Origin of the sequence: Brachybacterium sp. AOP24-D1-21 (assembly GCF_052378665.1) — a bacterium.
Lineage (GTDB): Bacteria > Actinomycetota > Actinomycetes > Actinomycetales > Dermabacteraceae > Brachybacterium.
In genome coordinates this window covers 2,969,098-2,990,952 of record NZ_JBQSXX010000001.1, presented here as the reverse complement: position 1 = coordinate 2,990,952, position 21,855 = coordinate 2,969,098, and the positions used below count along the sequence as shown (strand labels likewise).

Sequence of the window (21,855 nt, the reverse complement as noted above, 5' to 3'; positions counted from 1 at the left end):
CCTGTCGCAGGGAAGAGGGGCGACGCCGTCCCGGAGTAGAGGTGCGGCCCCGCCACAGAAAGAAGGAGGGGAGGCATCCAGTTGGATGCCTCCCCTCCCGGTGCCGTCAGCCGAGGCCGACGGGCGGATCACTCCGCGGTGTTCTCCTCAGCGGCCGGGGCGGAGTCGGTGGACTCCGCCTCGTCCTCGATCACACCGAGGGAGATCTTGCCGCGGGAGTCGATCTCGCGGATCTCCACTTCGATCTTCTGACCGACCTTGGCGACGTCCTCGACGTTGTCGACCCGCTTGCCGCCGTTCAGCTTGCGCAGCTGGGTGACGTGAAGCAGTCCGTCCTTGCCCGGGGTGAGCGAGACGAACGCGCCGAAGTCGACGACGCGCACGACGGTGCCGAGATAGCGCTCGCCGATCTCGGGAACCATCGGGTTGGCGATCGCGTTGACCGCGGAGCGCGCGGCCTCAGCGGAGGGGCCATCGGTGGCGCCGATGTAGACGGTGCCGTCGTCCTCGATGGTGATGTCCGCGCCGGTGTCGTCCTGGATCTGGTTGATCATCGCGCCCTTCGGGCCGATGACCGCGCCGATCTTGTCGACGGGGATGGTGACCGCGAGGACGCGCGGGGCGTACGGGCTCATCTCGTCGGGAGCATCGATCGCCTCGTTCAGGACACCGAGGATCGCCAAGCGAGCCTCATGGGCCTGCGAGAGCGCACCGGTCAGCACGGAGGTCGGAAGACCGTCGAGCTTGGTGTCGAGCTGGATGGCGGTGATGAACTCGCTGGTCCCTGCGACCTTGAAGTCCATGTCGCCGAAGGCGTCCTCTGCACCGAGGATGTCGGTGAGCGCCGCGTAGCGGGTCTCTCCCTCCACGGTGTCCGAGATCAGGCCCATGGCGATGCCGGCGACGGCGGCGCGCAGCGGCACACCGGCGTTCAGCAGCGACAGGGTCGAGGCGCAGACCGAGCCCATAGAGGTGGAGCCGTTGGAGCCGAGAGCCTCGGACACCTGACGGATCGCGTAGGGGAACTCCTCGCGTGTGGGCAGCACCGGCACCAGGGCGCGCTCGGCGAGCATGCCGTGACCGATCTCGCGACGCTTCGGGGAGCCGACGCGGCCGGTCTCGCCGGTGGAGTACGGCGGGAAGTTGTAGTGGTGCACGTAGCGCTTGCGCGTGACCGGCCCGAGGGAGTCGATCTGCTGCTCCATCTTGAGCATGTTCAGCGTGGAGACACCCATGATCTGGGTCTCGCCGCGCTGGAACAGGGCAGAGCCGTGGACCCGCGGGAGGACCTCGACCTCAGCGGAGAGCGCACGGATGTCGCGCAGGCCGCGGCCGTCGATGCGGACGCCGTCGGTGAGGACCTTCTTGCGCACGACCTGCTTGGTCAGCGCACGGTACGCACCGCTGACCTCCTTCTCGCGGCCTTCGAGCTGCTGGCCCTCGCCGGCGAGCTCTGCGACGACCTCATCGAGCAGCTGCTCGGTGCGCTCCTCGCGCTCGGTCTTCGCAGCGATCGACATGATCTCCGCGAGACGCCCGGTGGCAGCGGCCTCGACGATGTCGTAGGCGTCGTCCTGGAAGTCCAGGAAGAGCGGGAACTCGCGCACCGGCTTGGCGGCGGTGGCGGCCAGCTCCTGCTGGGCGATGCAGAGGCTGCGGATGAAGACCTTGGAGGCCTCGATGCCCTCGGCCACGACGGCCTCGGTGGGAGCGATCGCGCCCTGCTCCTTGATGAGCGTCCAGGCGTTGTCGGTGGCCTCGGCCTCGACCATCATGATCGCGACATCGTCCTCGACCATGCGGCCGGCGACGACCATGGAGAACACGGCCTCGTCCAGCTGCGAGAAGGTCGGGAAGGCGACCCACTGGCCGCCGCCCTGGGCGTTCGGCATGAGCGCGATGCGCGCGGCGCCGATCGGACCGTTGAAGGGCAGACCGGAGATCTGGGTGGAGGCAGAGGCGCCGTTGATGCCGACGACGTCATAGGCGTCGTCGGGACCGTTGGACATCACGGTGAGGACGACCTGGACCTCGTTGCGCAGGCCCTTGACGAAAGCCGGACGCAGCGGGCGGTCGGTGAGGCGGCAGGCGAGGATCGCGTCGGTGCCGGGACGGCCTTCACGACGGAAGAACGAGCCGGGGATGCGACCCGCGGCGTACATCCGCTCCTCGACGTCGATGGTGAGCGGGAAGAAGTCGAAGTGATCCTTCGGCTTGTTCGACACGGAGGTCGCCGAGAACACCATGGTGTCGTCGTCGAGGTAGACGGCGACGGCGCCGGCTGCCTGCTGGGCGAGACGGCCGGTCTCGAAACGGATCTCGCGGCGCCCGTAGGAGCCGTTGTCGATGACTGCGGTGGTTGCGGTGATTTCAGGGCCTTCCATGGCCATGTGGATCTCCTCTGGTAGGGGGTTGCCCTGCCGGTGCGGCCTTCGTCAGTCACGCGCGGTGCGCTGGTGGGGCTCCTCAGAGCCGTGCTCCAGCGGTCCGCAGGCCACTGCCGAGGACCGAACCTGGTCGGGGCGGGGTTCTCAGGGTGCCCGCAAGTGCGGGCAGATGAAACCGCCGCCCGCCCTGTGGGCGAGCGGCGGAGATGATCAGCGGCGGATGCCGAGGCGCTGGATCAGCGCACGGTACCGCGTGATGTCAGTGGCCTGCAGGTACTTCAGCAGGCGCTTGCGCTGACCGACCATCAGCATCAGACCACGACGCGTGTGGTGATCGTGCTTGTGGGTCTTCAGGTGCTCGGTCAGGTACTTGATGCGGTGCGTCAGGAGCGCGGCCTGGACCTCGGGCGAACCGGTGTCGCCCTCGCCGGTCGCGTACTCCGTGATGATCGCCTGCTTGGTGGCGGTATCGAAGGCCATATGGTTCTCCTCTGGTCGCTGCGCGGCGCCTTGGGACCGTCTGTCCCAGGCTCTCTGGACGAGCGTCCCCCGGTCGCAGCTGCCCGCAGAACGGGTGGTGCGCAGTGGGGGCGGATCGCTCTCCGCGGCCGAATTCACGGCCCGAGCAGGATATCAGTCGTCGACGGCGGGATGGGGGCGCTCCGCGGCGAGAGTGTGGCGGGTCACCTCGACATCCTTCGCCATCTGCTCGACCAGCGCCTCCGCGGAGTCGAACTTGAGCGTCGGGCGCTGGAAGTCGACGAACTCGAACCGCACGGTGTCCCCGTAGAGATCCAAGTCATGGGCTCCGTGAACGTACGCCTCGACCGCCCGCTGCGGAACACCGTCAGGCTCGAAGGTGGGGTTGGTGCCGATGGAGATCGTGGCGGGGGCTCCGGCGAGCGGCTCGACGCCCAGATGCGAGGGGTCCTGCTCGGTAACGGTGAGATACCCGGCGTAGACGCCATCCGCGGGGATCAGGCCCGCGGGCGCCGGCCCGAGATTGGCCGTGGGGAATCCCAGCTCCCGACCGCGCTGGAATCCGTGGTGGACCACGTCGGTGACGGTGTGCAGCCTGCCCAGCGCGAGGTTCGCGGCCCGCACCTCTCCCTCGAGCAGATCGCGCCTGACCGCCGAGGAGGAGATGCGTCCGCTGCCCGCCCCCTGCGGCCCGAGGTCTTCGACGGTCACGACCTCGAAGCCGTACCGCTCGCCGAGCTCGCGCATGGTGCTGATATCGCCTGCGTTGGCACGTCCGAAGAGCGCGTCCTCTCCCAGGACGACGCATTTCGCTCCCAGCCCCTCGACGAGGAAGCGCCGCACGAAGTCCTCAGGGGAATGCTGCGCGAACGGGAGCGTGAACTCGAGGTCGAGGACCCCGTGCATGCCCGCCAGCAGCAGCAGCCGGTCGCGGTCCTCGTGGCCGGTGAGGAGCGGGGTCTGCGCAGGGTCCCCCATGACATGCCGGGGATGGGGCCAGAAGGTGACGGCGACGGGGGCGAGCGAACGCGCCTCAGCATGCCTGCGGAGCTGGTCCAGCACGAAGCGATGACCGCGATGGACGCCGTCGTAGTTGCCGATCGACACTGCTGTCGCGCCGAGAGCGGCCGGCACCTCCTCGACGGAGTGCCAGATGGGGACGCGGGTCACGGCGCGGTCATGTCCTTCCAGGGCCGGGTGCGCTGTCGCACCCTGGGGCAGGGGGCGCCGGGGATCGGCGCTGCGGCGAAGAACGCCGGTGCACACTGTAGCGCCCGAGCACCGGCCCGCCGCCGAGTGCGCGACCCAGCGCACGAGCCAGCGCACGACAGAGTGCCACCGACACCCATTTTCCGACAGCCATTCCGAAAGCGTCACGAAACTGCCTGTGACTGGCACACAAAGATGCCGAGCTGTGACGAACCTCAGCCTCGCCCCCTCGCGCGCAGAGGCGCGCCCTCCGTTACCCTGAGGAACGAGGCGGCGCCGGGGACGGACCCCTGTGCTTTTCCGGGCTCGCGCGCGGAAGCAGTCACGACGGCCGCCGAGATCGGATCTGGATCCATGATGAACGTGACCGAGACGGCCGCGCTGGGCGGCCCGTCCCGACCCACTGGCCGCCAGGGCCGTCGGCGGGTCACCCTCATCCTGGTGGCCATCATCGCCACCCTAGCCGTGGTGCTCACCGGCGGTGCGCTCGCCTACGCCAAGCAGTTCGACGGCCGCGCTCTGCCCGGCACCACGGTGCTCGGCCAGGATGTCGCGGGGAAGACTCCGGAGGAGATCGCCGCACTGGTGACCGAGCGCGGAGAATCCGTCTCCGTCGCAGTGACCGCAGGCGAGCAGCAGCTCGACGTGCCGCTGGCCGATCTCGGGGTGACCGTGGACGCCGCCGCAACGGCCAAGGCCGCCGTCTCCCGCGACGATTCCTTCACCGGCGTGATCTCCTCGACCTGGTCGGGCGAGCACGCCGTGGAGCCCGTCGTCACCGTAGACGGGGCGAAGGTCGAGGAGTTCGCGAACACCCTGGTGCCCGCGGACATGACCACCCCGGTCGATGCCCAGGTGAGCTTCGATGAGGACCAGCAGACCTGGAACGCTGTCCCCGGCCGCAACGGCCAGGGCCTGGATCCTCAGACCCTCGTGGACGCGGTCACCCAGAACGCTCCCGCTCTGAAGGACTTCACCGTCGAGCAGCCGATCGAGGAGATCGCCCCGGCGATCACCACCGAGGAGGCCGAGGAAGTCGTCGGCACGATCGCGACTCTGCTCGAGCAGCCGATGTCGATCACCGGTGCCGATGACAAGGTCCATGAGGTCTCCGCGGAGCGCCGCAATGGCTGGATCTCCGTGGTCCCCGACGAGTCCGGCCAGGCACTGACGATCGCGGTCGACGAAGAGGCTGTGCGTGAGTGGGTCGTCGCCCGCGCCGACAAGGATGCGGTGAAGCCGGAGAACGGCATCGAGCAGATCGACGAGGAAGGCGAGGTCGTCAAGGTCATCTCCGAGAAGAAGGACGGTCTCGAGATCACCAACACCGACGCGGTGGTCGGGGAGCTGGTCACCGCGCTGCGGGGCACCACGCCGCTCGAGGCGGCCTTCGAGACCAAGAAGATCGAGTCCGAGGTCGAGCAGGTCGATGCCCCGAAGCCGGAGAAGGACGAGGAGAAGAAGGACGGCACCGATGACGAGGCCGCCACTCCCGCCAATCCCACCGGCGAGAAGTGGATCGACGTCGACCTCAGCAACAAGACGGTCACCGCCTACGTGGGTGACACCGCGGTGTGGGGACCGCGGTCGATGGTGGACGGCAAGGAAGGCAATGAGACCGTCACCGGCACCTTCGAGATCTACCTGCGCTACGACCGTCAGGACATGACCAACGCCGCCTACTACCCCGAGGGGCACGAGAAGTACTACCTCACGCCTGACGTCCCCTGGGTGCAGTACTTCCACCGCGGGTTCGGCTTCCACGGTGCGCCGTGGCGCTCGTCCTTCGGGTACTCCGGCTCCCACGGCTGCATCAACATGCCGGTCTCGGATGCCAAGTGGCTGTACGACTGGGCGAGCATCGGCACCAAGACCGTGGTCCACTACTGACCCGTCTGCACTGACCCGCCTGCCGCCGCGCGCAGCGAAGAAGGGCCCTTCCCGAGAAGATCGGGAAGGGCCCTTCTTCGTCGCTCTTCGTGTCGCTCAGCAACCTCAGAGCCTCAGCAGCGAGCGTCGTCCGGCACCACCAGGATCGGTCGCCAGCGCTCCTGCTCGCGTTCGAGGATCGCGACCAGGCGCCCGGAGCCGTCGAGCGCTGCGACCGGCCGCTCCTCCCCCGCAGCTGCCGGTGCCCCGGGCTGCCGCCAGAGCGGAGCCGTGGGCACCGTCGTCGTGGTGATCCGCTTCCCGGTGCCGAGTGCGGCGGCCTGCTCCGCGTCGACGGGCAGCGTGCCCAGCACCAGGGACGCGATCTCTCCGAGCCCGAGCAGCGGGAGCGCGACGTCATCGCCCTCGCCTCGCGCCGGCACCCTCACCGCGTCCGTCACGTTGAACGGCCCGACGGCGGTGCGGCGGAGTGCGGTCAGATGCCCGCCGACCTCGAGCGCAGCGCCGAGATCGCGGGCCAGCGCCCGCACATAGGTGCCCGAGGAGCAGTCGATCACAGCGTCCAGGTCGAGGTGCTCCCCCACCGCTCGACGCGCGGTCACCTCGAAGCGGGAGACCCTCACCGGCCGGGCCGCGAGCTGCACATCCTCTCCCGCTCGCGCGCGGGCATAGGCGCGCTTGCCATCGATCTTGATGGCGCTGACGGTGGAGGGCACCTGCGCGATGTCGCCGCGCAGCGGGCCCAGGTGCTCCTCGATGAGCGGCTGCGGCAGTGCGGAGGCGTCGAGCTGCTTGCCGAGCAGCTCGCCCTCCCGGTCATCCGTCGTGGTGGCACGGCCCAGCCTCAGCGTCGCCTCATAGGTCTTGCCGAGGCCCACGAGGTAGGTGAGCAGGCGGGTGCCCTGGCCGACGCCGAGCACCAGCAGACCGGTGGCCATCGGGTCCAGGGTGCCGGCGTGGCCGACCTTCTTGGTGCCCAGCAGCCAGCGCACCCGGGCGACCACGTCGTGGCTGGTCCGCTCCGGTGCCTTGTCGACCAGCAGGATCCCGTGCGGGCCAGAGGTCACGCCTGCTCGCGGCCGGTCTCGTCGTCGGCGCCCTGAGGGTCGTCCTGATCGGCGCCGTCGAGCTCCTCCGCCTCCTCCTCGCGGGGCTTGCGGTACGGATCCTCCTCCCCTGCATAGCTCGCGCCGACCTTGGTCTTCTCGAGCTCGGCGTCTCGGCCGCGGGCTTCGCTGAGCAGGTCTTCGATCACACGTGCGTTCTCGGGGATCGCATCGGCGATGAACTCAAGGGTCGGGGTGAGCCGCACGCCGGTCTGGCGACCGACCTCGCGGCGCAGCATGCCGGTGGCGCTGACCAGCGCGGCGGCGGTGCCCTCCCGCTCCTCGTCGGTGCCGAAGACGGTGTAGAAGAGGGTCGCGTGCTGGAGGTCGCCGGTCACGCGCACGTCGGTGATCGTCACGAAGCCGAGGCGCGGGTCCTTGACCCGGTTGTCGAGCATGGTGGCCACGATGACCTTGATGCGATCAGCGAGCTTGAGGGCGCGGGGGTGGTCTGTCATGGGATGTCGTTCTCCTGGTCTGGGGCGAGGGCTGCGAGGTCCTCGAGGTGGGGGCTGTCGTAGGGGGCCGGGCACAGATCCACCCCGTGGACGGCGAGACGCCCCGCGGCCTGCGCAGAGATGCAGGAGGCCGACGGGGCGCACAGCAGGGAGGACACCTCGGACATCGTGGTCTCCTCCCTCGCGGGTCACGGTCGGGCACCGCTTGGGCGCCCGACCGTCCCGGCATCAGATGCGGGGCTTCTCCTGCATCTCATAGGTGGTGATGAGGTCCTCGAGCTGGAGGTCGTTGTACGAGCCCAGGTTGATACCGCACTCATACCCGTCGCGGACCTCGGTGACATCATCCTTGAACCGACGCAGGCCGGCCACTTCGATGTTCTCGGAGATGACCACACCCTTGCGGGTGATGCGAGCCTTCGCACCGCGCTTGATGATGCCGCTGCGCACGATCGAACCGGCGATGTTGCCGAACTTGGAGGAGCGGAAGATCTCGCGGATCTCCGCCGAGCCGAGCTCGACCTCCTCGTACTCCGGCTTGAGCATGCCCTTGAGAGCAGCTTCGACCTCGTCGATGGCGTTGTAGATCACGCTGTAGTACTTGATCTCCACGCCCTCACGATCGGCGTAGTCAGCGTTCAGGCCCTCGGCCCGCACGTTGTAGCCGATGATGACCGCGTTGGAGGCCACCGCGAGGTTGATGTTGTTCATCGTGATCGCGCCGACGCCGCGGTCGATGATGCGCAAGTCCACGCCGTCACCGATCTCGATGCCCAGCAGCGACTCCTCGAGGGCCTCGACGGCACCCGCCGCGTCACCCTTGAGGATGAGGTTGAGGGTCTCGACCTTGCCATCAGCCATGTGCTGGTTGATGTCCTCGAGGCTGATGCGCTTGCGCACCTTCGAGAGCGATGCGGCACGCTTGGCGGCCTCGCGCTTCTCGGCGATCTGGCGGGCGGTGCGCTCGTCCTGGGCGACCAGGAAGGAGTCACCGGCGCCGGGCACCGAGGTCAGGCCGAGCACCTGGACCGGACGGGACGGGCCCGCCTCGGTGACGGTCTCGCCGTTCTCGTCGATCATCGCGCGGACACGGCCGTGGCCGGAACCGCAGACGATCGCGTCGCCGACCCGCAGGGTGCCCTGCTGGACCAGCACCGTGGCGACCGGACCGCGGCCCTTGTCGAGGTTCGCCTCGATGGACACGCCGCGCGCGTCCTTATCGGCGATCGCGGTGAGCTCGAGAGCGGCATCCGCCGTGAGCAGGACCGCCTCCAGCAGCGCCTCGATGTTGAGGTTCTCGCGGGCGGAGACGTCGACGAACATGGTGTCGCCGCCGTACTCCTCTGCGATCAGGTTGAACTCCGTCAGCTGCTGACGGATCTTCTCCGGGTTGGCCTCGGGCTTGTCGACCTTGTTGACCGCGACCACGATCGGGACGTTCGCCGCCTGGGCGTGGTTGAGCGCCTCGATGGTCTGGGGCATCACGCCGTCATCCGCAGCGACCACCAGGATCGCGATGTCGGTGACGTCCGCGCCACGGGCACGCATGGCGGTGAACGCCTCGTGGCCCGGGGTGTCGATGAACGTGATGGCGCGCTCTGCGCCGTCGTGCTCGACCTCCACCTGGTAGGCACCGATGTGCTGGGTGATGCCGCCGGCCTCGCCCGCGCCGACCGTCGCCTTGCGGATCGTGTCGAGCAGGCGGGTCTTGCCGTGGTCGACGTGACCCATGACGGTGACCACCGGCGGACGCGGGAGGCGATCCTCGGAGTCCTCGCCAGCGAGCTCGGCATCGAGGTCGATGTCGAACTGTCCGAGCAGCTCGCGCTCCTCGTCCTCCGGGGAGACGATCTCGATCTTGTACCCCAGCTCGGTGCCGAGCAGGTCGAAGGTCTCCTCGTCGAGGGACTGGGTGGCGGTGGCCATCTCGCCCATCGCGAAGAGCACCGTGATCAGCGATGCGGGATTGACGTCGATGAGGTCGGCGAAGTCGGAGAGCGAGGCACCGCGACGCAGGCGGATCGGCGTGCTGCCATCACCGCGCGGGATCGAGACGCCGCCCGGTGCGGGCGCCGACATCTGCTCGAATTCTGCGCGCTTCGCACGCTTCGACTTGCGGGAGCGGGCAGGCTTGCCGCCGCGTCCGAAGGCACCCTGGGTGCTGCCGCGACCTCCGCGACCGCGAGGACCGCCGCCGGGACGTGCGGGACCGCCACCGGCAGGAGCGCCGCCGGGACCGGGACGGCCACCACGGCCGCGGCCGGGGGCGCCGCCCTGGTTGGCATCGGCGAGACCGCCGGAGGAGTGCTGACGCATGATCCCCGGGGTGGGCATCCCGGGACGGCTCGCCGGACGCGGTGCGCCAGCGGTACGGGGAGCGCCTCCCTCACGCGGCGGACGTGCACCGGCCTGGCCTGCCTGGTCCGCGCCGGGGCGCGGCGGGCGCTGGCCCGGGCGGGGCATGCCCTGCGAGCTGGCGAAGGGATTGTTCCCGGGACGGGGCGCGCCGGGACGGCCGCCTCCCTCACGGGGCGGACGAGCGCCGCCGGGGCTCGGCTTGCGAGCACCCGGACGCGGCATGCCCTGCGAGCTGGCGAAGGGATTGTTGCCGGGACGTCCGTTGCCGGGACGAGGAGCGGGACGCTCTCCACCGGGCTTGGGAGCGGCAGCAGCGGGCTTCGCAGCACCGGGCTTGGGGGCGTCCGCAGCCGGCGTCGGAGCCTGCTCTTCTGCGGCAGGGGTCTCCGGAGCGGGCTGCGCAGCAGGGGCCTCGGCAACCGGCGTCGGCGCAGCTGCCTCTGCCGGCGCGGCAGGTGCAGAAGGTGCCGGCGCGGGCTCAGGCTCGGCAGGCTTCTGCGGAGCGGGCTTGGCGCCGGGCTTGGGTGCAGCACCGGGCTTGGGAGCGCCGGAGGGCTTGGGGGATGCACCGGAGTCGCTCTTCGTCGCGGAGGCGTCTGCCCCGTTCTGGACGGGGAGCTCCTCACGCAGACGGCGTGCTACCGGCGCTTCGATGGTGGAGGAGGCGGAACGAACGAATTCGCCCATGTCCTGCAGCTTCTGCAGAACGACCTTGCTCGGGTGTCCGAGCTCTTTAGCGAGCTCGTGGACGCGGACCTTAGCCACATTTCTCCTGTCTCGGTCCGGCCGACAAGAGGGCGCGGACCATTAATTCCTGAGGGTGCTCATTTGCGAGTACTCATCGGATGTCCATGGTTCTTCTACCTGTTCCACGTGCGGTTGGGATCGAAGGTCTCGAGGTCCCGGGCTAGGTGCCCGGTGTCGACAGCGCCGCGGAAGGACCGGGCGAAGCCGCCTCGCCGCAGGGCGAGGTCGAGACATGCTGCATCGGGGTGGAGCCACGACCCGCGGCCCGAAGCCGATCCGGGAGGATCGACGCGGACGCGTGGGGTGACGCCGTCGGGAGAGGACTCCCGGACCAGACGCACCAGCTGCTCGCGCGGGGCCACCTGACGGCAGCCGACACACGTGCGCTCGGGGACGTGAGCGGCAGAGCGACTGATCACTCCACCTCCTGAGTTCCGAGCACGTCCGCTCGGGCGGATGCTCGATCGTCGGACGATCTGCGGCACCACTCGGCGAACAGCCTCCCCAGTGTAGCGGAACAGGTCCGACTCATCGTCAGTGGGGAGGCGTGGGACACACCTCAGGCCGCAGGCGGCGGTTCGGGCGCGTTCTCCGGGCGGATGTCGATCTTCCAGCCGGTGAGCTTCGCGGCCAGGCGGGCGTTCTGCCCATCCTTGCCGATCGCGAGGGAGAGCTGCGTCTCGGGGACCACCGCACGGGCGGCCCGGCCCACCTCATCGATCACGGTCACGCTGGTGACCCGCGCCGGCGAGAGCGCGTTGGCGACATAGCGGGCGGGGTCCTCGTTGAAGTCGACGATGTCGATCTTCTCGCCGCCGAGCTCGTTCATCACCGCGCGTACGCGAGCGCCCATCGGGCCGATGCAGGCGCCCTTGGCGTTGATGTCCGGTGCCGTCGCATAGACCGCCATCTTGGTGCGGTGCCCGGCCTCGCGGGCCAGGCCGGCGATCTCGACCGAGCCGTCGGCGACCTCCGGGACCTCGAGCGCGAACAGCCGCCGCACCAGGTTCGGATGGGAGCGCGAGAGGGTGATCTGAGGGCCCTTGGGACCGCGACGGGCCTCGGTGACGTAGGCACGCAGGCGCCGACCGTGGGAGTAGTCCTCCCCCGGCACGCGCTCATGCGGAGGCAGCACGGCCTCGACCTCACCGAGGTCCACCAGCACCATCCGCGGGTCACGTCCCTGCTGAATGATGCCGGAGACGATGTCATCGGCGCGGTCGGCGTACTCGCCGAGCACCGCCTCGTCCTCGAGATCGCGGATGCGCTGGAAGATCACCTGGCGGGCCGTGGAGGCCGCGACGCGCCCGAAGTTCTCGGGAGTGTCGTCCCACTGCTCGACCACGTTCCCCTCGGCGTCCCGCTCCCGGGCGATGACTGCGACCTCACCGGTGCTCTCATCGATCTGCACCTCCGAGTCCCGCACCGGGTGGTCGGTGTGGAGATATGCCGCGTGGAGCGCGGAACGGATCGCGTCCAGCAGCACCGGCAGGCGGATCTCGCGCTCGCGCTCAAGGGCCCTCAGGGCACCCATGTCGATGTCCATCTCAGCTCTCCTTCATTTCGGCAGTGTGGTCCGTGGCAGCGGTGTCTGCGGCAGCGGTATCCGTGGCAGCGGTCTCGGCGTCGGCGATCAGCTGCGCGAGGTCTGCGGGCGGGTCGAACTCGATCTCCACCTTCGCGGTGGTGACCTCGGAGAGCGGGATGCGCAATCTCTCGACGGTGCCCTCGGGCAGCTTCAGGGGCCTTCCGCGGTCGTCGCGGCCGGGCTCCTGCCGCAGGAGCAGCAGGTCCCCCTCGAGCGCCAGCATCCGCGCACGGTAGGTCGTCCCGTCGGCAGTGGACAGGGACACGATGCGTCCGCGCGAACGGCGGAAGTGCCGTGGCGCGGAGAGGACGCGTTCCACGCCCGGGGTGGTGACCTCGAGCAGGACGGGGGCGCTGCCCAGCAGTGCATCGTCGGCATCCACCAGCTCGGACAGCTCGCGGGAGGCCTCGGCGACGGTCTCGAGGTCGACGCTGCCGAGCTGGTCCTCGGGGAGGTCCACGATCAGCCGCACCTGCGGCATCGCACCGCCCCCGCGGATCTCGACGTCCTCGAGCACGAGCCCGTGGGTGTCCAGCACCCGGGTGGCGGTCTTCCGCAGGATGGTCTGGTCGTCGAGTGCGCTCATGGCCCTCGCCTCCTCCTGCTATGGGTGTCTGTGGTGCCCGGGACGATGCCCGGAGCGTTGGCACCAGGATAGTGGCCGCGCATCGCCCGCGCCCACCTCAGCCGCTGCGATGCGAGAATCCTCCTGTGTCGCTCATCGCTCGTTCCCGCTCCGCCGCCCCCTCTCCCGCGCGCCGCACGGTGCTGCGGGCCGCGGTCGGTGCGCTGGCGATGCTGCCCCTGGCGAGCTGCGGCCGGGTCACGCTCGGCGGTCCCCAGGAGTACACCCCGCCCCCGCCGGGGATCGACGACCTCTACCGCATCGATCTGCTGACGCTCCTGGACCGGGTGATGGCTGGCACCGATCACGTCGTGCAGGCGTTCGAGACCGAGCCCGGGGAGCCGGCGCTGTCTGCGGCGCTCACCACGCTCAGCGCCGCCCTTCCCATCCAGCGCACCGCCCTGCTCACCGGCGCTCAGCTCGAGCGCGAGCGCGAGGCTCAGGAGGATCCTGCGCCGGGGCAGACAGCTCCTCCCCCGCCCGCGGACGCTCCCACCGACGTCGCCGGTCTGCTGGCCGCGCTGGAGGAGCTCCGGGACCTGGCCGCCGCCGCAGCCCGACAGGTCTCGGGCTCGCTGGCCCGCCCGGTGGTCGCGATCGCGGCGCACACGGTCTGGATCACCCTGCGGCTGCGCGCCGCCACGGGCACCGGAGAGGCGACCCCCGCCCCGACTGCGGAGGAACTCACGCCGAGCCGCGAGGTGCCCTCCACGGACCCGCCGTCCGTCGGTGCACAAGCCGACTACCACGCCGTGATCGAGCAGACCCAGCAGGAGGAGTGGTTCGCGGGCTACCTCCACGAGGTGCTGGCCGCACGGGTCGAGGACGAGGCCCGGCAGCAGCACCTCGACCAGGCCGAGCTCCATCGCACCCGCGCCGAGGAGCTGGGGCGCATCGCGGAGGAGGACGGCGCCCCGGTGGTGGCACGGCAGGCGGTCTACGCGATCCCCGGAGGGACGCTCGATGCAGAGCTCACCGGTGAGCTGCCGACACTGCTCTCGGAAGGCCTGCTGCTCAATTACATCGCGCTGGTCGGGGCGGCGCCCTTCGAGCGCCGGCCGCTGCCCATCGCGGCCGCCCTCACCGAGGCAGGGCGATTAGCCGCGCTGGTGGACCGGATGGAACCGCTGCCGAGCCTGACGGTCGAGGACCAGCCGGTCAGCGACTGAGCCCAGGCGCCGACCGACGTTCCCTCACGCTCCGCGCACCTCGGCGACCACGGCGCCGACGACCTCCTGCGGGGAGACCTCGCGGATCTCGCCGCTCGCGCGATCACGCACTTCGACCACTCCGTTGGCCAGGCTCCTGCCGACCACCACGGAGGTGGGCACGCCCAGCAGCTCGGCATCCTTGAACTTCACGCCCGGGGACACCTTGGGACGGTCGTCGTAGAGGACCTCGAGGCCGCGGGCCTCGAGCTCCGAGGCGATGCGCTCCGCCTCCTCGAAGATCTCCTGGCCCTTGCCGGTGGCGACGATGTGCACATCCGCCGGGGCGAGCTGCCGGGGCCAGACCAGGCCCTTCTCATCGTGGAACAGCTCGGCCACAGCAGCGACGGCGCGGGTGACCCCGATGCCGTAGGAGCCCATCGTCACCACGACGGTCTTGCCGTTCTCGTTGAGCACGGTCAGGTCCAGCGCCTCCGCGTACTTGCGGCCGAGCTGGAAGATGTGCCCCATCTCCATGCCACGGGTCAGTCGCAGCGGGCCGGAGCCGTCGGGTGCCGGGTCCCCGTCGCGCACCTCGGCGACCTCGATGGTGCCGTCGGCGGTGAAGTCACGGCCGAAGACGAGGTCGTAGACGTGCTTGTCCTTCTCGCCGGCGCCGGCGACCCACGAGGTGCCGGGCACCACGCGCGGGTCGACCAGGTAGCGGATCCCGGACTCGGACTCGAGGCCCAGGCCCTCAGGGCCGATGTAGCCCTTCTTCAGGACGGGGTGCTTCTCGAAATCGGCCTCGGTGAAGGGTGCGGCGAGCGCGGGTGCGACCGCGGTCTCGAGCCGCTTGGGGTCGACCTCGCGGTCACCGGGCAGGGCGATCACGAGCGGCTCGGTGGTCCCGTCGGGGAAAGTCAGCAGGTAGACGAGGTGCTTGAGCATCTCGTAGCGGGTCCACTCCCCCGACTCCGCAATCGGGCCCTTCCCGGGGAAGGCCTGGTTGGAGTACTCGGTGAGCGCGGCGATGGTGCTCGCTCCAGGGGTGTCCTCGATGTGCATCGCCGGCAGCGCGGCGATCGCGGCGTCGTCCAGGGCGGGTGGTGCCACGGTGGTGACCGCCTCGACGTTCGCGGCGTAGCCGCCCTCGGAGACGACGAAGGTGTCCTCACCGACGGGCGTGGGGTGGAGGAACTCCTCGGAGCGGGAGCCGCCCATGGCGCCGGCGTCGGCCTTGCAGATCACCGTCGGCAGGCCCAGCCGCTCGAAGGTGCGCTGGTAGGCACCGCGCTGCTTCTCGTAGGAAGCGTCCAGGCCCGCATCGTCGATGTCGAAGGAGTAGGCGTCCTTCATGATGAACTCGCGGGTGCGCAGCAGCCCGGCGCGGGGCCGGGCCTCGTCACGGAACTTCGTCTGGATCTGATAGAGCATCGTGGGCAGGTCCTTGTACGAGGAGTACAGGTCCTTCACCGTGAGGGTGAACATCTCCTCGTGCGTGGGTGCGAGGAGGTAGTCGTCCTGCTTGCGATCCTGGAGTCGGAACAGGGTGGGGCCGTATTCGTCCCACCGTCCGCTGCGCTCATAGGGCTCACGGGCCTGCAGTGCCGAGAACAGCACCTCCTGCCCGCCGATCGCGTCCTGCTCCTCGCGCACGATCTGCTCGACCTTGCGCAGCACCTTCAGTCCGAGCGGGAGCCAGGTGTACACCCCCGCCGCGCCACGACGGATGTAGCCCGCGCGCACCAGGAGCTTGTGGCTCGCGACCTCGGCGTCGGCCGGGTCCTCCCGCAGGGTGCGGACGAAGGACGAGGACAGACGGATCATGGGCAGGCCTTTCACACAGGGCGGTTCGGGGCGGGGCCACCAAGGGCTCACGCGCGCCCATCGTACTGGGCGGGACGGGCCGTCCGACGCCTCGTGCTGGTCACGGTGGTCCGTGCCGCCGGCTCCAGGGACGCTCGGTACCCTGACGGGATGCACCGGCGAGGACAGCGGGTCCCGGGCGCCCCCGGGACCCCGGGCACAGAGCCCAGGAATGCGGACGCGGAGACTCTTGCCCTCGGGCCCCGTTCCTCCCGTCGGCAGCTCCTGCGCGGGACAGGCGCAGCGGCCGCGCTCGGCGCGGTGGCCGCTGTCGGTGCTGTCGGCGCCGGGTCCCTCGCAGTGCTGCGTCAGGCACGCGCCGACGCCGATCCCCGCACGGTGATCCCGCTGTGGTCCGAGACCGTCGCCTATGACAGCGATGCCCGGCGGATGCTGGTGGGAGGGCGCGGCCTGAGGCTCGACATGGCCCCGGGCACACGGCTCGCCGCGAACCTGCCAGGTTCCTCCCCGATACGGGAACGGGCGATGGCGTTCGAGGTCGGCACCGCCGGCTGGCGTGCCGGTCTCGCAGAGCGCCTCGGCGCGCAGCCGCTCCTGCTCGACCTTGCCACGACGTCGCTGCAGGATCTCTGGATCCTCAGCGATGCCCTGCCGGCGCCGGTCGCGGGATGGAGCCGGTCGTGGCGCTTCATCTGGCCACGGGATGCTGCCTTCTGCGCGGTGGCGCTGGCACGGATCGGCCAGCTCGACCGGGCGGAGGATGTACTGGCTCACCTGCAGTCCCTGCAGGCGACCGATGGCTGGTTCGAGGCCCGGTACGAGCCGGGCACCGGGCGGGCACCGGATGGCCGACGGCGGCAGTTCGATGGCACCGGGCTGCTGCTGTGGGCGACCGCCGAGGTCGCCGACGCCGCAGACGCCGCTGACGCCACTGATGCCGCTGACGAGTCCCGTCGCGATGCGTTGCTCGAGCGGCTGTCCCCGATGATCGTCCGGTCCCTCAGTGCGCTGCGCTCGGCCACTCGCGAGGGCACCGGGCTGCCACCGGTCTCCCCCGACTACTGGGAGCGGCGCGAGCGGTCGGTGACGCTCGGCATCATGACGGCGACCTTGACCGGCCTGCAGGCGGGGGCCCGCCTCACCGACGAACCGGGAGCTCACCGCGCCGCCGAGACCTTCACCCTCCTGCTGGAGGAGACCTTCGGCCGCAGTGGCTATCAGCGCTATCGCCTGGGCGGCGGCGCTGATTCGGCGCTGGCCTTCCTCGATGCGACCGGCGTCCACGACGTCGCATCCCGGGTGCACCTGCTGGGGTTGCGGAGCGAGCTCTCCCGCCCCGGTGGTGGAATCGCGCCGGGGGCGTCGTGGCGCGAGGACGGCGTGAGCTGGACGCCCTCGACGAGCCTGCTGGCCCTCGCCCTCGCCCGCGCCGGGGAGCCCGACGCGGCGATCGAGATCCTCCTCTGGCTCGCCGAGCATCGCACCGCAGCCGGGTCACTGCCGGAGAAGGTGCTCTTCGACGGACGCCCCGCGGAGGTGGCGCCACTGGCCTGGACTGCGGCGAACGTGCTGCTCACGCTGGATGCGCTCGCTCTGCGCTGAGGCCTGGACAACAGGTCTTGGACGGCGGGGGCCGGCCGAGGGCATGTGATCGACGGACACCGGCCCCCGCGTGCCGGCTAGCCGATCTCAGCTGGAGGTGTCCCCTCTCTCGGGCCGCTCTGCCATCGAGCCCAGGCTGTGAGAGCTCAGGCTGTCGAGAATCTGCCCCGCTGCGTCTGCGGGAGCTGCGGTGGAGAGCTCCAGGCACAGCGCGTCCGCAGGCGGGGGCAGCATCGGCAGCTCGAGCAGCCCGCTGAGAATCTGCCAGTCGGTGAGTTTGTGCCGCTCGGCGCGTCCCGGGGCATCGACACGTGACTGAAGCACCTCGGGGGACGCGGCCATCCAGACCGGGACGAACCTCGCCCCACGTCGCTCAGCAAGGCTCCGCAACCGCTCCACATGCGCCGCGCCCTCCTCATTGTCGAGCAGCCAGACGGTGAACACGTGGCTGAGCTGGGCGGGAGCCGCCTCGGTGGCATCGAGGACGACCTCCCATACCCGCTCGCGCAAGGCGTCGGTCTGGGCGAGCTCCACCCCAGCCTCGCGGTGCATCCCCATCGGGACGAAGACCGCGTTGTTCACCAGGTGGTTGTCCACGACAATCGCCCCGCTGCGGCGCTCGAGCTCACGGGCGAGGGTCAGCTTGCCGACGGCCGGTGGGCCGACAAGCAGGAACAGCCGTGGCGCCGGGGCCTCCGGACCGTCGTCATTGCCGCTCGCAGGTGCAGATGCAGGTGCAGGTGCAGGTGCAGGTGCAGGTGCAGGTGCAGGTGCAGGTGCAGAGTCTGCGCTGGGGCCGGGTGCGGTGCTCATCGAAAAATCGTACGCCGCGATACCCCGCATCTGTCACCAGCGCACGACGGCCCGGGCGCGCGCAAGCGGAGCGCGGGCGCGGGCGGCAGCGCAGGCGGTCAGGCGGTCAGGCGGTCAGGCGGTCAGGCGGTCAGGCGGTCAGAACAGGATGGTGGTGAGCTCGCCGACCTGGTGGAAGCCGGAGGCGGCGTAGGCACGCCGGGCGGGCTCGTTGAAGTCGTTGACATAGAGCGAGACCTGCGGGGCGTGGTCACGGCGCACCTGGCGCACCAGCTCCGCCATCCCAGCCCGTCCGAGGCCTCTGCCCCGCTGGTCACGCCGCACCCACACCCCGTGGATCTGGGCGGTCGGGCCGAACAGCGAGCCGACGTCCGCTTTGAACAGCACCTCGCCGTCCTCGATGACGACATAGGTGCGGCGATTGCGGATCAGCTCCCCGATCCGGGCCCGGTAGGAGCGGCCGCCGTCACCGGCGAGCGGATCCACCCCCACTTCCTCGCGGAACATCGCGACCGCGGCGGGGAACACGATCTGCTCCTCGCCGGGGACTGCGGGACGCAGGCCGACCGGCGCGAGCTGCGGTGCGTCGACCGGATCGCCGGCGAGCAGCAGCGGCTGGCTCCAGCGGTATTCGCGGACGTCGGCCCCCCAGGTCGGAGCGAGCGGCTCCCAGAGACGCTGGACCGCCGCCCGGTCTCCGACCACGGAGCTCGCCCGTCTCGCCCGCGCGGCCATATGCCGTCCGAAGTCGTCCAAGGCGCGGTCGGTCGCGGACAACGGCGAGAGATTCACGCCGTGCCACAGCAGTCCTTCGGGCTGCTGTTCCTCCCCGGCCAGGGAGAACTCCTGGGACAGTGCAGCGGAACGTGCGGATTCCTGCAGCCGCGCACCCGCGAGCGCGTTGATGACGGGCTCGGTGAGCGCGAGCGCGAGCGCGGCGTCGAAGCTGCCGGAACGGACCGCGCGGACCCGTCCGCCGCGCCAGAACACGGGTCAGCCCACGGAGATGGACGGGGCGCCGGTGGAGGATTCGTCCTCTTCCATCTCGGCGGCGATCCGGTTGGCCTCGGCGAGCAGGGTCGGCACGATGTCCGCCTCGGGGACGGTCTTGATGACCTTGCCCTTGACGAAGATCTGGCCCTTGCCGTTGCCGGAGGCGACACCGAGATCGGCCTCACGGGCCTCCCCCGGACCGTTCACGACGCAGCCCATCACCGCGACGCGCAGCGGGACCTCGAGGTGCTTGAGCCCCTCGGTGACCTCGTCCGCGAGCTTGTAGACGTCCACCTGGGCGCGGCCACAGGAGGGGCAGGAGACGATGTCCAGCTTGCGCGCCTTGAGGTTCAGCGACTGCAGGATCTGGATGCCGACCTTGACCTCCTCGACCGGAGGTGCGGAGAGCGAGACGCGGATGGTGTCGCCGATGCCCTCGCCCAGCAGGATGCCGAAGGCGACGGAGGACTTGATGGTGCCCTGGAAGGCGGGCCCCGCCTCGGTGACGCCGAGGTGCAGCGGCCAGTCACCCTCTTCGGAGAGCTGACGGTAGGCGTCGACCATGATCACGGGGTCGTTGTGCTTCACGGAGATCCCGAAGTCGTGGAAGTCGTGCTCCTCGAACAGGGAGGCCTCCCACTTCGCGGAGGCCACCAGCGCCTCGGGCGTGACCCGGTCGCCCTTCATCATGCGCTGGTCGATGCTGCCGGCGTTCACGCCGATGCGCAACGCGGTGCCGTGATCGTTCGCCGCCTTCGCGATGTCCTTGATCTGGTCGTCGAACCGGCGGATGTTGCCCGGGTTCACGCGCACCCCGGCGCAGCCGGCCTCGATCGCGGCGAAGACGTACTTGGGCTGGAAGTGGATATCGGCGATCACTGGGATCGGGGACTTCGCAGCGATCGCGACCAGCGCGTCGGCGTCCTCCTGGCGGGGACATGCCACACGCACGATGTCGCAGCCCGCCGCGGTGAGCTCGGCGATCTGCTGGAGGGTCGCGTTGATGTCATGGGTCGGGGTGGTGGTCATCGACTGCACCGTGATCGGTGCGTCGCCACCCACATAGAGGCTGCCGAGCTTGACCTTGCGGGTCTTCCGCCGGGGGGCGAGCACCGGCGGCGGCTGCTTGACGGACGGGATACCGAGGCTCACAGAAGTCACCCCTCCATTATGGACTCGTCAGCACGGCCGCGCGAGGCGAGGTGCGACACCTCCACCGCTCCTGCACTCCCGCCGTGGCACGGCGCACACCCCGCCCCCGGCTCCGCAGTGCCCCTTTACGGGAACAGCGTGATGGGCTTGACGATGTCCGCATACAGCAGCAGCACCGTCATCAGGATGAAGACGATCGCCACCGCGTTGGTCAGCGGGAGCATGCGGGACATGTCCACCGGCCCCGGATCGGGGAGCCCCCGCAGCCGGGCCAGCAGCCGCCGCGCCCCCTCGATCAGCGCCCCGGCCACGTGACCGCCGTCGAGCGGCAGCAGCGGGATCAGGTTGAACACGAACAGAGCCATGTTCAGCGAGGCGAGCATCGAGATCATGGTGCCGGTCTTCTCGCGCAGCTCGAAGCCGGGCTGATCGGCGGAGGCGACCTCGCCGGCAAGACGGGAGACGCCCACCACACCGAGGGGGCCGTTGGGGTCGCGCTCGGCGCTGCCGAAGGCCGCCTGGCCCACCTCCCACAGTCGCACCGGCAGGGTGATGACCAGCTTCCCGGTCTGGGTGAAGGCGGACCAGGCCATCTCGGGCACCGCTGCCGGGGACTGCGGCACCAGGTCCGGGGTGCCGGAGACACCGAGGAATCCGACCTGCTCGGTGACCAGGCCGCCGTCGGCATCCAGGACCACGGCGCCGTCCTCGTCCAGCACCGGGCGGGCGTCCACGATCATCGTCGCCTCGAGGTGCAGGGCTTCGCCGTCGCGCTCGACGACGACGTCGACGGTGCGGTCCTGCGCGCCCCTCACTGCGGTGGTGACATCGGACCAACGCGTGATCTCGTGCCCGTCGATCACCTGCAGGGTGTCGCCGGGACGGATCCCGGCCGCCAGCGCGGGGGCCGGCTCCCGGCCCTCGCAGGAGACGTCGGCCGGAGCGTCGGCGGGGACCACGCATTCGGAGACGGACTGGACCGTCGGGGTCACCGCCGGCAGTCCGATCCCACTGACCAGCACGACCATCAGCGCGACGGAGATCAGCAGGTTCATCGTGGGACCGCCGAGCATCACCACCAGCTTCTTCGGCACCGAGAGGGCGACGAAGGTGCGATGGGCGTCCTCCGGGCCGTACTGCGAGGACTCGTACTGCTTCGCCTCCTCGGACAGCTCGGTGATCTGCTGGAGCAGTCCGGTGGAGTCCTCGCGGATGGTGCCCTCGGGCTCCCCCTTGTGCGGCGGGTACATCCCGATCATGCGGATGTAGCCGCCCAGCGGGATCGCCTTGAGACCGTATTCGGTCTCCCCGCGGGTGCGGGAGAACACGGTGGGCCCGAACCCGATCATGTACTGGGTGACTCGGACGCCGAACAGCTTGGCGGGAACCAGGTGCCCGACCTCGTGCAGGGCGATGGAGAGGGCGAGCCCGGCGGCGATCACCAGGATGTCGAGCAGGAACAGCAGCAC

18 protein-coding genes are annotated in these 21,855 nt (G+C 70.0%); 3 read left to right on the top strand and 15 right to left on the bottom strand.

The window, feature by feature from the left end; genetic code table 11:
* Positions 1-128: 128 nt before the first annotated feature.
* The 3 genes from ACT3UF_RS13455 to ACT3UF_RS13445 form a co-directional block, all read right to left on the bottom strand.
* The gene (locus ACT3UF_RS13455) at positions 129-2,384 is read right to left on the bottom strand and encodes a polyribonucleotide nucleotidyltransferase (RefSeq protein WP_441443558.1); all 2,256 of its coding nucleotides are present in this window, start codon (positions 2,382-2,384) and stop codon (positions 129-131) included.
* Between the two features lie 213 nt (positions 2,385-2,597).
* Positions 2,598-2,867, bottom strand: a complete 270-nt coding sequence (gene rpsO / locus ACT3UF_RS13450; protein ID WP_441443559.1) for a 30S ribosomal protein S15 — start codon at positions 2,865-2,867, stop codon at positions 2,598-2,600.
* Positions 2,868-3,020: 153 nt separating this feature from the next.
* On the bottom strand, positions 3,021-4,037 hold the full coding sequence (locus ACT3UF_RS13445; protein ID WP_441443560.1) for a bifunctional riboflavin kinase/FAD synthetase: 1,017 nt from the start codon (positions 4,035-4,037) through the stop codon (positions 3,021-3,023).
* A gap of 393 nt (positions 4,038-4,430) precedes the next feature.
* On the opposite strand from ACT3UF_RS13445, the gene ACT3UF_RS13440 reads away from it, so the two are divergent.
* Complete coding sequence (locus ACT3UF_RS13440) at positions 4,431-5,966, top strand: L,D-transpeptidase (RefSeq protein WP_441443561.1); 1,536 nt, start codon at positions 4,431-4,433, stop codon at positions 5,964-5,966.
* A 113-nt stretch (positions 5,967-6,079) separates the two neighbouring features.
* Here ACT3UF_RS13440 and truB read toward each other — a convergent pair whose 3' ends face one another.
* The 7 genes from truB to rimP all read right to left on the bottom strand — a co-directional run bounded on the left by truB (position 6,080) and on the right by rimP (position 12,809).
* Complete coding sequence (gene truB / locus ACT3UF_RS13435) at positions 6,080-7,033, bottom strand: tRNA pseudouridine(55) synthase TruB (RefSeq protein ID WP_442331946.1); 954 nt, start codon at positions 7,031-7,033, stop codon at positions 6,080-6,082.
* Positions 7,030-7,530 (bottom strand): 30S ribosome-binding factor RbfA, encoded by a 501-nt coding sequence (gene rbfA / locus ACT3UF_RS13430; RefSeq protein WP_442331945.1) that lies wholly within the window; start codon positions 7,528-7,530, stop codon positions 7,030-7,032. The genes truB and rbfA overlap by 4 nt, the downstream gene beginning before the upstream one ends.
* Complete coding sequence (locus ACT3UF_RS13425; RefSeq protein WP_442331944.1) at positions 7,527-7,697, bottom strand: hypothetical protein; 171 nt, start codon at positions 7,695-7,697, stop codon at positions 7,527-7,529. Before ACT3UF_RS13425 ends, rbfA begins: the two co-directional genes overlap by 4 nt.
* Positions 7,698-7,758: 61 nt before the next feature.
* Positions 7,759-10,653, bottom strand: coding sequence for a translation initiation factor IF-2 (infB, locus tag ACT3UF_RS13420; RefSeq protein WP_442331943.1), 2,895 nt, complete (start codon positions 10,651-10,653; stop codon positions 7,759-7,761).
* 95 nt (positions 10,654-10,748) lie between these two features.
* Complete coding sequence (locus ACT3UF_RS13415) at positions 10,749-11,054, bottom strand: YlxR family protein (RefSeq protein ID WP_442331942.1); 306 nt, start codon at positions 11,052-11,054, stop codon at positions 10,749-10,751.
* A gap of 140 nt (positions 11,055-11,194) precedes the next feature.
* Positions 11,195-12,181, bottom strand: a complete 987-nt coding sequence (gene nusA, locus ACT3UF_RS13410) for a transcription termination factor NusA (RefSeq protein WP_441443567.1) — start codon at positions 12,179-12,181, stop codon at positions 11,195-11,197.
* Between the two features lies 1 nt (position 12,182).
* Complete coding sequence (gene rimP, locus ACT3UF_RS13405) at positions 12,183-12,809, bottom strand: ribosome maturation factor RimP (protein ID WP_441443568.1); 627 nt, start codon at positions 12,807-12,809, stop codon at positions 12,183-12,185.
* 125 nt (positions 12,810-12,934) lie between these two features.
* On the opposite strand from rimP, the gene ACT3UF_RS13400 reads away from it, so the two are divergent.
* Positions 12,935-14,017 (top strand): DUF4439 domain-containing protein, encoded by a 1,083-nt coding sequence (locus ACT3UF_RS13400; protein WP_441443569.1) that lies wholly within the window; start codon positions 12,935-12,937, stop codon positions 14,015-14,017.
* A gap of 24 nt (positions 14,018-14,041) precedes the next feature.
* On the opposite strand, the gene ACT3UF_RS13395 is transcribed toward ACT3UF_RS13400, so the two are convergent.
* Positions 14,042-15,826 carry a proline--tRNA ligase gene (locus tag ACT3UF_RS13395; protein WP_441443570.1) on the bottom strand — a complete coding sequence of 595 codons (1,785 nt, stop codon included), beginning with the start codon at positions 15,824-15,826 and terminating at the stop codon, positions 14,042-14,044.
* A gap of 150 nt (positions 15,827-15,976) precedes the next feature.
* On the opposite strand from ACT3UF_RS13395, the gene ACT3UF_RS13390 reads away from it, so the two are divergent.
* The gene (locus ACT3UF_RS13390; RefSeq protein WP_444601204.1) at positions 15,977-17,428 is read left to right on the top strand and encodes a hypothetical protein; all 1,452 of its coding nucleotides are present in this window, start codon (positions 15,977-15,979) and stop codon (positions 17,426-17,428) included.
* A gap of 87 nt (positions 17,429-17,515) precedes the next feature.
* Here ACT3UF_RS13390 and ACT3UF_RS13385 read toward each other — a convergent pair whose 3' ends face one another.
* The 4 genes from ACT3UF_RS13385 to ACT3UF_RS13370 all read right to left on the bottom strand — a co-directional run bounded on the left by ACT3UF_RS13385 (position 17,516) and on the right by ACT3UF_RS13370 (position 21,855).
* A complete protein-coding gene (locus ACT3UF_RS13385; protein WP_444608378.1) occupies positions 17,516-18,241 on the bottom strand; it encodes an AAA family ATPase in 726 nt (241 codons plus the stop codon).
* 138 nt (positions 18,242-18,379) lie between these two features.
* Positions 18,380-19,231 (bottom strand): GNAT family N-acetyltransferase, encoded by an 852-nt coding sequence (locus ACT3UF_RS13380; protein WP_441443573.1) that lies wholly within the window; start codon positions 19,229-19,231, stop codon positions 18,380-18,382.
* A gap of 3 nt (positions 19,232-19,234) precedes the next feature.
* Positions 19,235-20,395 (bottom strand): flavodoxin-dependent (E)-4-hydroxy-3-methylbut-2-enyl-diphosphate synthase, encoded by a 1,161-nt coding sequence (gene ispG, locus ACT3UF_RS13375; RefSeq protein ID WP_441443574.1) that lies wholly within the window; start codon positions 20,393-20,395, stop codon positions 19,235-19,237.
* 116 nt (positions 20,396-20,511) lie between these two features.
* Positions 20,512-21,855, bottom strand: a complete 1,344-nt coding sequence (locus ACT3UF_RS13370; RefSeq protein ID WP_444501722.1) for a M50 family metallopeptidase — start codon at positions 21,853-21,855, stop codon at positions 20,512-20,514.